The following is a 13,299-nucleotide window of genomic DNA, read 5'->3' on the forward strand; positions in this document are numbered from 1 at the left end:
TAGGAACCAGCGGACACGACGCCGGCCAGTCTTGAAATCGCGCGGAACCTATGTCTTTTGCTGCTTCGTTGCAACAGTGATTGTAGCCCCTGCACTGAGACCTTTTGACACTTTTCCCGGGGCTTTTGAAGGGCCTGCGATGAATCCCGCCAAATTTGACAAGACCCTCGTTCTCATTCCCGCGCGCATGGCCTCGACGCGACTCCCCGGCAAGCCGCTCGCCGATATTGCCGGCCTGCCGATGATCGTGCAGGTGGCGCGCCGGGCGGCGGCGGCCAATGTCGGCCGGATCGTCGTTGCCGTCGATCACCAGGATATTTTCGACGCGGTTGTGGCTGCGGGTTTCGAGGCGGTGATGACCCGCATCGATCACCAGTCCGGCTCGGACCGCATCCACGAGGCGCTGACGAAGAGCGACCCGGATGGCCGCGCCGAATTTGTCATCAACGTGCAGGGCGATCTGCCGACGATCGATCCCGCGACCATTCGCGCGGCGCTTCGCCCGCTGGAGAACGCCTCGACCGACATCGCCACGCTGACGACGGAAATCCGCGACGAACACGAAAAGACCAATCCGAACGTGGTGAAGGTCGTCGGTTCGCCGCTGAGCGAGGGGCGGCTGCGTGCGCTTTATTTCACACGCGCGACGGCTCCCTATGGCAATGGCCCGCTCTATCATCACATCGGTCTCTATGCCTATCGCCGCAAGGCGCTGGAAACCTTCGTCGCGCTGAAGCCCTCGACACTGGAAAAGCGCGAATCGCTGGAGCAGCTTCGGGCGCTGGAAGCCGGCATGCGCATTGATGCGGAGATCGTCGACACCGTTCCGCTCGGCGTCGATACGCCCGCCGATCTTGAGAAGGCCCGTGTCATCCTTGCGGCCCATCCCGTTTGACTTTTTGTTTTTCGTGTCGTTTTTGCCGAGGAGCACTTTTCGGAACGATACTCTGACACGGACCCTGCCATGAGCATGAAGACCAACAAGATCGCCTTTCAGGGCGAATATGGCGCCAATTCCGACATGGCCTGCCGCGACATGTTCCCGACAATGGAGCCGCTGCCGTGCCAGACCTTCGAGGATGCGTTCCTCGCCGTGGAGAACGGCGATGCCGATCTCGGGATGATTCCGATCGAGAACACGATCGCCGGCCGCGTGGCGGACATCCACCACCTGCTGCCCGAATCGCGCCTGCATATCGTCGGCGAGTATTTCATGCCGATCCGCTTCCAGCTGATGGTCATGCCCGGCGTGACGAAGGAAGAAGTTCGCACGGTCCATAGCCACATCCACGCGCTCGGCCAATGCCGCAAGATCGTCCGCCTCAACGGCTGGAAGCCGGTGATCGCCGGCGATACGGCCGGCGCGGCGAAGCTCGTTTCGGAAACCGGCGACCGCTCCATGGCAGCGCTCGCCCCGCGCCTTGCCGCCGACCTCTACGGCCTGTCGATCATCGCGGAAAACGTCGAGGATACCGAAAGCAACGTCACCCGCTTCGTCGTGCTGTCGCGCGAGGCGGCACCGGCCGAACGCAGCGGCGACGAAATCATCGTCACCACCTTCGTCTTCAATGTGCGTAACATCCCCGCCGCGCTCTACAAGGCGCTCGGCGGCTTTGCGACGAACGGCATCAATATGACGAAGCTGGAAAGCTACCAGATCGGCGGCAAGTTCACCGCCACGCAGTTCTATGCCGATATCGAAGGGCATCCGGATGAGCCGCATGTCCGCCGCGCGCTGGAGGAACTTCGCTTCTTCTCGGAAAAGGTCCGTATCCTCGGCACGTACCGGGCGCATCCGATGCGCAGCGCATTCCAGAACTGACGCTTGTCAGGCGTCGTCCCGGTTGCCGGAATTGCTTCGGGGGATCAGCCCTTCCAGTCGAGCCAGTCGCGCATCAGCCGGTGGGCGATGGCGCCCTTCGGCGGCGGGGTGGTGGCGCCGGGCGTGAGGCCCGACTGGGCGCTGCGCTCGATCATCGCCGCCGTCTCCGCGCGGGTGAACCAGCGGCAATCCTCCAGTTCCTGCTCGTCGCGGCGGATATCGAAGGATATCGCCTCGCCGTAGCAGCCGATCATCAGCGAATGCGGCATCGGCCAGGGTTGTGAGGCATGGTAGCGCACGCGGCCGACCTTGATACCGGATTCCTCGAAGGTCTCGCGGCGCACGGTATGTTCGATCGTTTCGCCCGGCTCCAGGAAGCCGGCAAGGCACGAATACATGCCCTCCGGAAAGTGCGGCGAGCGGCCGAGCAGGCACAGGTCGCGCTCGATATCGATCACCAGCATGATCGCGACCGGGTCGGTGCGCGGAAAGATCGTGTGGCTGCACCTCTCGCAAACGCGACGATAGCCGCCGATCTCCGAACGCGTCGGCGAACCGCATTTGCCGCAGAAGCGGTTGTTGCCGTTCCATGTCATCAGGCTGGAGGCCTGCGCGAACTGGCCGAGCAGGTCGTCGTCGAGCATCTGCTGGCGATAGAGCGTGCGCCCGTCCGCTGCCTTCAGCGGCTCCTGCAAGGTGTCGGGATCGGCGCGCACGGGGATAGCCAGCCGCGGCTCGCCGTTCTTCAGGTAGCCGAGAAGAATGGCCTCCTCCGGCACCGGGTCGAGTTCGGCAAGCTCGTAGGGGGCGAAGAGCGGATCGATGATTTTCTCGTCATGCTTGACGACCAGCTTGCCGCCGGCGATGGCGAAGGCGTGCACGCTTTCCGCCATGAAGGCCTGTTCCAGGCAATCGGGCGCGCGGTGCTCCGACTGGCGGTCGAGGCTGTTTTCCGCAAAGGCCACCATGGTGCTGGGTTCCGGATGCGGGCGGTAGAGATCGAAAAGCGATGGCTTCATGGTGAGAGCGCGTCCAGCAGCTTGGCGACAAAGGCCTTGGTTTCCTCGGCCGAGCGCGGCTCGGCAGTGCCGTGACCCCAAACGGGACCAGGCCAGTTCGGATCACCCTCGCTGCGCGCGATGATGTGGACATGCAGCTGGCGGACGATATTGCCAAGCGCCCCGGTATTGATCTTCGTCGCCCCGGTCACCCGCTTCAGCGCCTCGGCGACCAGCACCGTCTCGAAGGTCAGCATGGTCTGGTCCAGCGGCGTCAGGTCGAAGACCTCGGTGACATCCGGGCGCTGCGGCACGAGCACCAGCCACGGCCAGCGTGCGTCTTTGATCAGGCGAAGTTCGCACAGGCCGATCTTCGTCAGAAGGTCGCTGTCGCGCACCAGCCGTTCGTCGGTTCGAAAATCGCTCAAGGGGCTCTCCCGCATGCATCTTTTATAGAGTCATGCCACGCACCTGATTTCACTCCAACAGTTTTTTGTCGGCTCCGCTTGCATTCGGACGGAATATTGCCGATATGGGGGACGGGAGGTTGGTGGTGGACGAGCCACTCGCCAACCGGGTCAGGTCCGGAAGGAAGCAGCCCTAACGAGCCCGGCACGGGTCATCGTGCCAGCCTCCCACCTACCGTCCTGATCCTGGCCGTCCTGTCGGGACTTATAGTTCGATTAGCGGCAGGATCGATGAACGACGAAACCCCAAATCCGTCCAGCGAAAAACCGGCCGCCTATCGCGTTCTGGCGCGAAAATACCGGCCGAAGGATTTCTCCGACCTGATGGTCGGCCAGGAACCGATGGTCCGCACGCTGACGAACGCATTCGAGACCGGCCGCATCGCGCAGGCCTACATGCTGACCGGCGTGCGCGGGGTCGGCAAGACGACGACCGCCCGCATCCTCGCTCGTGGGCTCAACTACAAGAGTTCAGACCTCGACAAGCCGACGATCGACCTGCGCGTTCCCGGCGAGCATTGCCAGGCGATCATGGAAGGCCGGCATGTCGACGTCATCGAGATGGACGCGGCCTCCCATACCGGCATCGACGATATCCGCGAGATCATCGAGCAGGTGCGCTACCGCCCGGTTTCGGCGCGCTACAAGGTCTATATCATCGACGAAGTGCACATGCTCTCGACGCAGGCCTTCAACGGCCTGCTGAAGACGCTCGAGGAGCCGCCGGAGCACGTCAAGTTCATCTTCGCGACGACGGAAATCCGCAAGGTTCCGATCACCGTCCTGTCGCGCTGCCAGCGTTTCGACTTGCGCCGCATCGGCGCTTCCGATCTCGTCGGTCTCTTCACCACCATTCTCGGCAAGGAAGGCGTCGAGGCCGAGCCGGATGCGCTCGCCATGATCGCCCGCGCCGCCGAGGGTTCGGCCCGTGACGGCCTCTCACTGCTCGACCAGGCGATCGCCCATGGGGCGGGCCGGGTCGAGGTCAACGCCGTTCGTTCCATGCTCGGCCTTGCCGACCGCGCCCGCATCGTCGATCTCTTCGAGCATATCGTAAAGGGCGATGCTGCCGCGGCGCTTGCCGAATTCGCCACGCAATACGAGGCTGGCGCCAGCCCCTCGGTCGTGCTGACGGACCTTGCCGATTTCACCCATCTCGTCACCCGCATGAAATATGTGCCGGATGCGAGCGGCGACCAGTCGCTGAGCGAGATCGAGCGCGTGCGCGGCGTCGAGTTCGCCAATTCCATTGCCGTGACCGCGCTGTCGCGCATGTGGCAGATGCTGCTCAAGGGTATCCCGGAAACGGAGGCTTCCAGCCGCCCGGCCGGTGCTGCCGAAATGGTCATCATCCGTCTGGCGCATGCCGCCAGTCTTCCCTCGCCGGAAGACGCAGCCCGCCGCCTTGCCGAGCTTGCGAACGGCGAGGGCGGCGGCAATGGCGCCCGTGCGCCGCAATCGGGCGGCAACGGTGGCCAGCCGACGGCGCAGTCCGCTGTCGCGGCCGTCTCTTCGCAGCCTGATTCCCCGATGCAGCGCGCCCAGTCGGGCGGCGGGTCGGTGACCATGCTGCGCGCCGTGCCGCAGGCCGACCCCGCATCGCGGCCGGTCGGCCGCATCGAAACCACGCCCGCCCCGCAACCGGCCGCAGTGCCGAGCGTGCCGGTCAACTCGATTTCGGACGTCGCCGATCTCTGCACCAAGCACCGCGATATCCGGTTGCGTGCGCTCGTGCGCGCCTTCGTGCGGCCGGTGAATGTCGAGGCGGGTCGGCTAGAAATCAGCCTGACGGACGATGCGCCGAAGGCGCTTGTCGCCGACCTTTCGAACCGGCTCCAGGAATGGACCGGCATGCGCTGGCTGGTTATCCTGTCCCGCGAGGCCGGCGGGCCGACCCTGAACGAGGCCGAGACGGCGGCGCAGGAAGCCCGCGTCGCCGATGCGCGCCAGGACCCGGACGTCGCCGCCATCCTGCAACGCTTCCCCGGCGCCAAGATCACCGACGTGCGGATCAAGGTGCAGGAAACGGAAAACGAGGCCGAGACCGTCGAGGTTGCGGCTGTCGCTGAATCCGCCGAGGGCGATATCCTGCCCGGCGACGATATCGAACACTAGCAATCCAGCAACAGTGCGAAGCAGTTTTGCGTCCGGATTGCGAAAACAAAGACTCTAACATCACGAGACGAAGAGGAGAGACCGATGCGTGACATCATGGGCATGATGGGCAAGGTCAAGGAAATGCAGGCCAAGATGGAGAAGATGCAGGAGGAGATTGCCGCCCTCGAGGTGAACGGCACCTCCGGCGGCGGTCTCGTCTCGGTCACGCTCGACGGCAAGGGTAACCTCAAGGGCTTGAAGATCGATCCCTCGCTCTTCAAGGAAGACGACGTCGAGATCCTCGAGGATCTGATCGTTGCCGCCCACAAGGACGCCAAGGACAAGGCCGAGGCCGAGACCGCCGAAAAGACCAAGGCCCTGACGGCCGGCCTGCCGATCCCGCCCGGCTTCAAACTGCCGTTCTGATGCTGTAGGCTCCGGGATCCCGAGGAGGAACCCCGATGAGCCTGATGACCCTGCTTGTCTTCGCCGGCGCGCTGATGATGGCGGCCGGCTCGCCCGGTCCGAGCATTGCGGCGCTGGTCGCCCGCGTGCTCTCGCGCGGTCCGAGGGACGTGCTGCCCTTCCTCGCCGCCATGTGGATCGGCGAGGGCATCTGGCTCACCTGCGCCGTGCTCGGCCTAGCGGCCATTGCCGAGACCTTCTACGCGGCCTTCCTCGCCATCAAGTGGCTCGGCGTCGCCTATCTGCTCTATCTTGCCTGGAAGATGTGGTTCGCGCCGGCCGACCCGGGCGATGCGGCGCTGCCCGAGGCGCGCTCCGGCGCGAAGCTGTTTTTCGCCGGGCTGACGGTGACGCTCGGCAATCCGAAGATCATGATGTTCTATATCGCGCTCCTGCCGGCGATCATCGATCTCGGCGCTGTCACGCTGGTCGGCTGGGCGGAGCTGGTCGCAACCATGTTCGTCGTGCTGGTGGCGATCGATCTAGCCTGGGTATTCCTGGCCGCGCGCGCCCGGCTGTTCCTGAAGAGCCCGCGCGCCGTGCGTATCGCCAATCGCGTCAGCGCCGGCACCATGGCCGGGGCCGCGGCGGCCATTGCCGCCCGGTGATCAGCCGGTGAGCGCCGCGCGCAGCTTGTCGCTGATGGGAGCTGCGAGGTAGCGCAGCCGATCTTCCTCGGAAAGGTTCCTGCCGTAGGTGCGCAGCAGTTCCGGCATGGTGACCGGCGCGCCGTCGAAGGGCGTATAGGTCACGAAGTCGCCGGCCTGGATGATCCCGTCGCGCAGCACGCGGCAGTAGAAACCCGGCCGGCCCGCCTGCAGGAAGCGCATTGCAAAGGCAGGATCGCCCATGCGCACGCTCAGCGTGTTGCAGGGAATGCGCGTCGAGGTCACTTCCAGAAGCACGCTTTCGGTCTCGAACCGGTCGCCGACGCACACGCTGCGGCTGTCGAGGCCGCCGAGAACGAGGTTTTCGCCGATGGTGCCGGGCTCGATGGTGCGGCCGAGGTCCTTCGACCACCAGTCAAGGTCGATGGAGCCGAGGCCGTAGACCGCCTGTTCCGCCCCGCCATGGTGTTTGCGGTTGCAGATGGCGTCGCCCAGCAGGCCCTCGCGGTCGACAACCACCGCTGCATCGGTCGGCGTCTTGAAAATGCCCGTCTTGTAGCTTTTGCCAGGAAGCGGACGGACGACCCCCGTGCATACGGCGAGAATTCTGATCAAGCGTCGGTCTCCCGCGATTCCGTTTCCCCTGGATATGGGCTAGATACCGGCAATGGCAAAACGAGTCACCGGCCCCGAAATCGAAAAACTCATCCAGCTTCTGGCGAAGGTGCCGGGCCTTGGGCCTCGCTCGGCCCGTCGGGCCGCGCTGCATCTCGTCAAGAAGAAGGACCAGCTGCTTGGGCCGCTGGCCGACGCGATGGGTGAGGCGCATCGCAAGGTGCGCATCTGCTCGTGCTGCGGCAACGTGGATACGAGCGATCCCTGCACGGTCTGCACCGACGTGCGTCGCGACCACTCGGTCATCATCGTCGTCGAGGATGTCTCCGATCTGTGGGCGCTGGAACGCGCCGCGGCGATGAACGCCGCCTACCATGTGCTCGGCGGGACGCTCTCGCCGCTCGACGGCATCGGGCCGGACGACCTCAATATCCGCGGTCTCGTCGACCGCGTGGCCAAGGGCGGCGTGCGCGAACTGATCATCGCGGTCAATGCGACCGTCGAGGGCCAGACCACGGCGCACTACATCACCGACCAGCTTTCCGGCCTTGAGGTGAAGATCACCCGGCTTGCCCATGGCGTGCCTGTTGGCGGTGAACTCGACTATCTCGACGAAGGAACATTGACGGCCGCCTTGCGCGCCCGCACGGCGATCTGAGGGAGCCCATGCAGACTTTCCGCAATGCCTTGAAGACGTCCGTCAGCGCCGCCTTGATCGCGCTTGGTCTCTCCCTGCCGACCCATGCCGCCTCCAAGGCCGAGGTGGAGAAGATGTTTCGCGCCTGGATCGACAACGATCTCTGGCCGGCGGCCCAGAAGACCGGCGTCAGCGAAAAGACGTTTCGCGCGGCGATGGAGGGCGTGACGCTCAGCTGGGACCTGCCCGATCTCGTGCCGCCCGGCTCCCGGCCGAAGAAGGAGCAGGCGCAGAGCCAGGCGGAGTTTTCCTCGCCGGGCGCCTATTTTTCCGAAAAGCGCCTGCAGGGCCTTGCGGGAACGGGAAGCCGGCTGGCCAAGACCCATGCGGGCACCCTGCGCAAGATAGAGCAACATTTTGGCGTGCCGGGCGAGATCGTCGTCGCCGTCTGGGGCCGTGAATCGGGTTTCGGCAGCGCGAAGATCCCCTATTCGGCGGTGGAAGTGCTTGCCACCAAGGCCTTCATGTCGACGCGCAAGGACCTGTTCCGCAAGGAGCTGATCGCGGCGCTGCATATCGTCGACGGCGGCGACCGGACGGTGGCGCAGCTGAAGGGCTCGTGGGCCGGCGCGCTCGGTCAGCCGCAGTTCATGCCGACCAGCTTCCTGCAATATGCCGTCGATTTCGACGGAGACGGCGTGCGCGACATCTGGGGATCGGTGCCGGACAGCCTTGCCTCGATCGCCAACTACCTTGCGAAGAAGGGTTGGCAGGCGGGCCGCGGCTGGGGCTACGAGGTGACGATACCGAACGGCGTTTCCTGCGCGCAGGAAGGCCCCGACCTTGCCAAGCCGATCTCGGCCTGGGCGTCGAGCGGCATCACGCGCATTTCCGGCAAGGCGTTTTCCTCCGGCGAGGCGAAGGCCTCGGGCATGATGCTGGTTCCGGCTGGCACGCACGGGCCGGAATTCATCGTCACGCCGAATTTCTACGTGCTCAAGGAATACAACAACTCCGACCTCTATGCCCTCTTCATCGGCAACCTCGCCGACCGCATCGCCTATGGCAGCGGCCCGTTCCGTGGCGCGTGGGGCGATGTCGGCAAGATGCTGCGCTCGGATGTGCTTGCCATGCAGAAGGCGCTCGTCGCCAAGGGCTACGACGTCGGCAAGGTCGACGGCCTTCCCGGCTACAAGACGCGCCGTTCGCTCGGCGACTGGCAGGCCAAGAGCGGCCTGTCGCCGACCTGCTACCCGGATGCATCCCTCAAGACGAAGCTGCGCTGATCAGTGAATCTCGACCTGCTGCTTGAAGCGCTCGTATTCGTTCGGGATGATCGTCTGTCGCTCGATCATGCGGTGGACGCGCGGCTCTTCCGCACCGCTATGCAACTGGCGTAGCTTTTCGCCGTTTGCCGCATCCGCATGGGTGCGGCGCTGGTTGTGGCGCACGTACTCCACCCAGGTCGGCACATGGTAGGTCTCGGTCCAGATCGTCGGGTTTTCGAGGTCGCGCATCAGCGCCCACTGGCCGGCTCCATCGCGAATGCGGATGCGCCGCCGCTCGGTCATTGCCTCCAGGAATTCACGGATGTCTTCCTGCGCGATCACGTAGTCGATCATGATGACGATCGGGCCGCTGCGCGGTTTCAGGTCGAGCGGCAGGTCCGGCTCGCTGAAACGGTTGAGCGGATCGACGTTGAGGGTTCGCAATTCGGGAAGGCTGAAACGAAGGCCGAGCGCTGCGCCGGCGATCATCGCGACGGCGGAGGCCAGCAGCGCCGTCTGCGCGCCGTGGGTATCGGCCGTCGTGCCCCAGATCCAGCTTCCGGCAGCAATCCCGCCGAAGGTCGTGGTCTGGTAGAGCGACAGCGCCCGGGCGACGACCCAGCGCGGCGTCGAGAGCTGCACGGTCGTGTTGAAGAGCGAGAGCGCCATGACCCAGGACGCACCGGCGATCAGCAGCACGGCGCCTGTCAGCAGCGCCGAGGTGCTGATGGCGGAAACGGCAGCGGCAATGGCAAAGCCGGCGAAGGCGAGACGGGCGATGGTCTCGCTGGTGAAGCGTTCGCGCAGGCGCGCATTCATGACCGCGCCGCCAATGGCGCCGAGCCCGAAACAGCCGAGCAGAATACCGTAGGTAAGCGGTCCGCCAGCAACGAGGTCACGCGCGATCAGCGGCAGCAGCGAGAGGATCGAGCTGGTCGCAAGGCCGAATGCGAAGCCGCGCAGCATCACCTTGCCGATATTGGGCGACATGGAAACATAGCGCAGGCCCGCAGAGACGGCGCGGCCGAAATCCTCGCGCGGCAGGGTGCGCGGCGAGGTGTTCGGCTTCCAGCGGAAGAGCACATAGAGCAGGGCAAAATAGCTGAGCGTATTGGCGGCGAAGGCGGCCGCCGCGCCTGCCGCCGCGACGATGGCGCCGCCGATGGCGGGGCCGACGCTGCGGGTCAGGTTGAAGCCCATGCTGTTGAGCGAAACGGCGGCGGGAAGGTCCTCGCGGGGCACGATGTCGCCGACGGAGGCCTGCCAGGCGGGGTTGTTGAGCGCCGTGCCGCAGCCGATGAGGAAGGTGAAGGTGAGCAGCAGCCAGGGCGTGATGACTTCGTACCAGGCGCAGAGCGTCAGGGCGATCGCGACCGCCAGCATGAAACACTGGGCGGTGAGCATCAGCTTGCGCCGGTCGAAATTGTCGGCGAGCGCACCGGCGGCGACGGAAAACAGCATGATCGGCAACGAGGTGGAGGCCTGCACCAGCGCGACCATGTTGGCGGAGGAGGAGATCGAGGCCATCATCCAGGCCGCGCCAACCGCCTGGATAAGTCCGCCGAAGTTGGACACCAAGCTTGCGACCCAGATCAGCCGAAAGGTTTCGTTTCTGAAAGGGGCGAGGGGGGATGTCCGGTCAGGCACGGCAGGCACTCATTCTCGACGCAGCGTTGTGAGCAATCTAGTCCATCGGCAGAATGCGGCAAGTCGCTGGATGGAAAAGTCAGGGGAGCACGTCGCCCACAGGCGGCTTTTTCAGGCGACCTTGCAATTCCGCCGAAGTGGGTCTATATCAACCTCAAATTCTTGATCGTCAGATGAAGAGTGGGCCCGCGAGGACCCGCTCTTTTTTATTGCCTCGATCAAGCGCATGATAACGACATCCCGGGAGGGCAGTCATGTCCGACACGACCCAGACAGAAAACGCTACCGTCGAGCCGCGGTTGATCGTCGAGACCGGTCTCGACCTTCGCGTCGCCGAGATCATCGAGCCGACCATCGAACAAGTCGGTTACCGGCTGGTCCGCGTCCGGCTTCTGGCGCAGAACGGTGCAACGCTGCAGATCATGTGCGAGCGGCCGGACGGCACGATGACCGTCGAGGATTGCGAGCAGGTCTCCATGGCCGTCTCGCCGGTGCTCGACGTTGAGGATCCGATCGACAAGGCGTATCATCTCGAGGTGTCGTCGCCCGGCATCGACCGGCCGATGGTTCGCAAGTCGGATTTCACCCGCTGGCTCGGCCACTTGCTGAAATGCGAGACGTCGATCCTCGTCGACGGGCGCAAGCGCTTCCGCGGCAAGATCATCGCGACCGACGAGAACGGCTTCACGCTCGATCGGGATCAGCCGGCTGCCGGCGAAGAGCCCACCGTCGTCATCCCGTTCACGGCGCTTGCCGAGGGCAAACTGATCCTGACGGACGAGCTGATCCGCGATGCGCTGGCCGCCGACAAGAAGGCGAAGGCGGCCGAGGCCGCCAACCAGAACGACGAAGACGGCGAAGACGAATAAGTTGTGAGTGCGTTTCGTCCCCGGGGCGTCTGTCCCGTTTGCGGGCGAAGCGCAGAGGACGGAACCGGAGCGGCGACCCCGCTCCCCGATGCCGGGCAAGACCCGGCTTGACCATGGAGACCTGAGACAATGGCAGTCAGTGCGAACCGGCTTGAGCTTCTGCAGATCGCGGATGCCGTGGCCCGTGAAAAGGTCATCGACCGCGAGATCGTGCTTGCCGCGATGGCCGACGCCATCCAGAAGGCAGCCCGCTCGCGTTACGGCACGGAATCGAACATCCGCGCCGACATCAATTCCAAGACCGGCGAAATCCGCCTCCAGCGCCTGCTGGAAGTCGTCGAGCAAGCCGAAGACTATTCCACCCAGATCCCGCTGGAACTGGCGCGTGACCGCAATCCGGACGCCAAGCTCGGTGACTTCATCGCCGATCCGCTGCCGCCGATGGACTTTGGCCGCATCGCCGCCCAGTCGGCCAAGCAGGTCATCGTGCAGAAGGTGCGCGAAGCCGAGCGTGACCGCCAGTTCGACGAGTACAAGGATCGCATCGGCGAGATCGTCAACGGCACGGTCAAGCGCGTCGAGTACGGCAACGTCATCGTCGACCTCGGTCGTGGCGAGGGCATCATCCGCCGCGACGAGATGATCCCGCGCGAAAACATGCGCTACGGCGACCGCGTCCGCGCTTTCGTCTACGACGTGCGCCGCGAACAGCGCGGCCCGCAGATCTTCCTGTCGCGTACCCATCCGCAGTTCATGGTGAAGCTCTTCACCATGGAAGTGCCGGAAATCTACGACGGCATCATCCAGATCAAGTCGGTCGCCCGTGATCCGGGCTCGCGCGCCAAGATCGCCGTCATCTCGAACGACTCGTCCATCGATCCGGTCGGCGCCTGCGTCGGTATGCGCGGCTCGCGCGTGCAGGCCGTCGTCGGCGAGCTTCAGGGCGAAAAGATCGACATCATTCCGTGGTCGCAGGACCCGGCGTCCTTCATCGTCAACGCCCTTCAGCCGGCCGAAGTCGCCAAGGTCGTTCTGGATGAGGATGCCGAGCGCATCGAAGTGGTCGTTCCGGACGAGCAGCTTTCGCTCGCCATCGGTCGTCGCGGCCAGAACGTGCGCCTTGCCTCGCAGCTGACCGGCTGGGACATCGACATCCTGACGGAAGCCGAAGAGTCCGAGCGTCGCCAGAAGGAGTTCAACGAGCGCACCAATCTGTTCATGGATTCGCTCGATGTCGACGAGATGGTCGGCCAGGTCCTCGCTTCCGAAGGCTTTGCCGCCGTCGAGGAGCTTGCCTATGTCGAACTCGACGAAATCGCCTCGATCGAGGGCTTCGACGAAGACACGGCCCAGGAACTGCAGACCCGCGCCCGCGAATATCTCGACCGCATCGAGGCCGAGATGGACGCCAAGCGCAAGGAACTCGGCGTTTCCGACGAGCTGCGCCAGATCGACGGCATGACGGGCCAGATGCTCGTCGCGCTCGGCGAGGACGGCATCAAGACGATGGAAGACTTCGCAGGCTGCGCGGCCGACGACCTTGTCGGCTGGTCGGAGCGCAAGGATGGCGAGACGAAGAAGTTCGAGGGCCTGTTCTCGAAGTTCGAGGTCTCCCGCGCCGAAGCCGAAGCCATGGTCGTGCAGGCCCGTCTTGCGGCCGGCTGGATCACGGAAGAGGATCTGGCGGTCGAGGAGCCGGTCGTTGAAGGTGGAGAAGAGGACGCCTGATCGGCGTCCTCGTGTGGCAGGACACGCCGTGGCTACGCAATTTCAGCAAAAGGGCGCAGCGGTTTTGCGCCGGGAGTT

At 64.6% G+C, this 13,299-nt stretch carries 13 protein-coding genes and 1 other RNA gene; 10 read left to right on the top strand and 4 right to left on the bottom strand.

From position 1 onward, the window contains the following. Nucleotides 1-139 precede the first annotated feature (139 nt). Together WA950_RS02775 and WA950_RS02780 are read left to right on the top strand one after the other, a co-directional pair. Complete coding sequence (locus WA950_RS02775) at nt 140-895, top strand: 3-deoxy-manno-octulosonate cytidylyltransferase (protein WP_424550154.1); 756 nt, start codon at nt 140-142, stop codon at nt 893-895. Between the two features lie 69 nt (nt 896-964). After that, complete coding sequence (locus tag WA950_RS02780; RefSeq protein WP_424550155.1) at nt 965-1,822, top strand: prephenate dehydratase; 858 nt, start codon at nt 965-967, stop codon at nt 1,820-1,822. Between the two features lie 44 nt (nt 1,823-1,866). Here the strand turns inward: WA950_RS02780 and nudC are convergent, their stop codons facing one another. Together nudC and WA950_RS02790 are read right to left on the bottom strand one after the other, a co-directional pair. Continuing rightward, nucleotides 1,867-2,841 carry an NAD(+) diphosphatase gene (gene nudC / locus WA950_RS02785; protein ID WP_424550156.1) on the bottom strand — a complete coding sequence of 325 codons (975 nt, stop codon included), beginning with the start codon at nt 2,839-2,841 and terminating at the stop codon, nt 1,867-1,869. Next, nucleotides 2,838-3,263 (bottom strand): HIT domain-containing protein, encoded by a 426-nt coding sequence (locus WA950_RS02790; protein WP_424550157.1) that lies wholly within the window; start codon nt 3,261-3,263, stop codon nt 2,838-2,840. The genes nudC and WA950_RS02790 overlap by 4 nt, the downstream gene beginning before the upstream one ends. 99 nt (nt 3,264-3,362) lie before the next feature. Between WA950_RS02790 and ffs the strand changes: the two genes are divergently transcribed. From ffs to WA950_RS02810, 4 genes are all read left to right on the top strand, one after another. Continuing rightward, nucleotides 3,363-3,459, top strand: an RNA gene (gene ffs, locus WA950_RS02795) — signal recognition particle sRNA small type. 59 nt (nt 3,460-3,518) lie between these two features. Then, nucleotides 3,519-5,402, top strand: a complete 1,884-nt coding sequence (locus WA950_RS02800) for a DNA polymerase III subunit gamma/tau (protein ID WP_424550158.1) — start codon at nt 3,519-3,521, stop codon at nt 5,400-5,402. 84 nt (nt 5,403-5,486) lie between these two features. Beyond that, the gene (locus WA950_RS02805; protein ID WP_424550159.1) at nt 5,487-5,810 is read left to right on the top strand and encodes a YbaB/EbfC family nucleoid-associated protein; all 324 of its coding nucleotides are present in this window, start codon (nt 5,487-5,489) and stop codon (nt 5,808-5,810) included. A 35-nt stretch (nt 5,811-5,845) separates the two neighbouring features. Then, nucleotides 5,846-6,457, top strand: coding sequence for a LysE family translocator (locus WA950_RS02810; RefSeq protein ID WP_424550160.1), 612 nt, complete (start codon nt 5,846-5,848; stop codon nt 6,455-6,457). Here the strand turns inward: WA950_RS02810 and WA950_RS02815 are convergent, their stop codons facing one another. Next, nucleotides 6,458-7,069, bottom strand: coding sequence for an MOSC domain-containing protein (locus tag WA950_RS02815; RefSeq protein ID WP_424550232.1), 612 nt, complete (start codon nt 7,067-7,069; stop codon nt 6,458-6,460). Between the two features lie 55 nt (nt 7,070-7,124). Here WA950_RS02815 and recR point away from each other — a divergent pair, with 55 nt between their 5' ends. Both recR and WA950_RS02825 read left to right on the top strand, forming a co-directional pair. After that, complete coding sequence (gene recR, locus WA950_RS02820; RefSeq protein WP_424550161.1) at nt 7,125-7,730, top strand: recombination mediator RecR; 606 nt, start codon at nt 7,125-7,127, stop codon at nt 7,728-7,730. Nucleotides 7,731-7,738: 8 nt separating this feature from the next. Next, on the top strand, nt 7,739-8,995 hold the full coding sequence (locus WA950_RS02825; RefSeq protein ID WP_424550162.1) for a lytic murein transglycosylase: 1,257 nt from the start codon (nt 7,739-7,741) through the stop codon (nt 8,993-8,995). Here WA950_RS02825 and WA950_RS02830 read toward each other — a convergent pair whose 3' ends face one another. Continuing rightward, nucleotides 8,996-10,624, bottom strand: coding sequence for an MFS transporter (locus WA950_RS02830; protein WP_424550163.1), 1,629 nt, complete (start codon nt 10,622-10,624; stop codon nt 8,996-8,998). 254 nt (nt 10,625-10,878) lie between these two features. On the opposite strand from WA950_RS02830, the gene rimP reads away from it, so the two are divergent. Together rimP and nusA are read left to right on the top strand one after the other, a co-directional pair. Beyond that, the gene (gene rimP, locus WA950_RS02835; protein WP_424550164.1) at nt 10,879-11,493 is read left to right on the top strand and encodes a ribosome maturation factor RimP; all 615 of its coding nucleotides are present in this window, start codon (nt 10,879-10,881) and stop codon (nt 11,491-11,493) included. Nucleotides 11,494-11,622: 129 nt separating this feature from the next. After that, nucleotides 11,623-13,221 (top strand): transcription termination factor NusA, encoded by a 1,599-nt coding sequence (gene nusA / locus WA950_RS02840; protein WP_424550165.1) that lies wholly within the window; start codon nt 11,623-11,625, stop codon nt 13,219-13,221. Nucleotides 13,222-13,299 lie beyond the last annotated feature (78 nt).

The sequence above is a fragment of the Shinella sp. genome, assembly GCF_049651085.1.
In the GTDB taxonomy this organism is placed as follows: Bacteria; Pseudomonadota; Alphaproteobacteria; order Rhizobiales; family Rhizobiaceae; genus Shinella.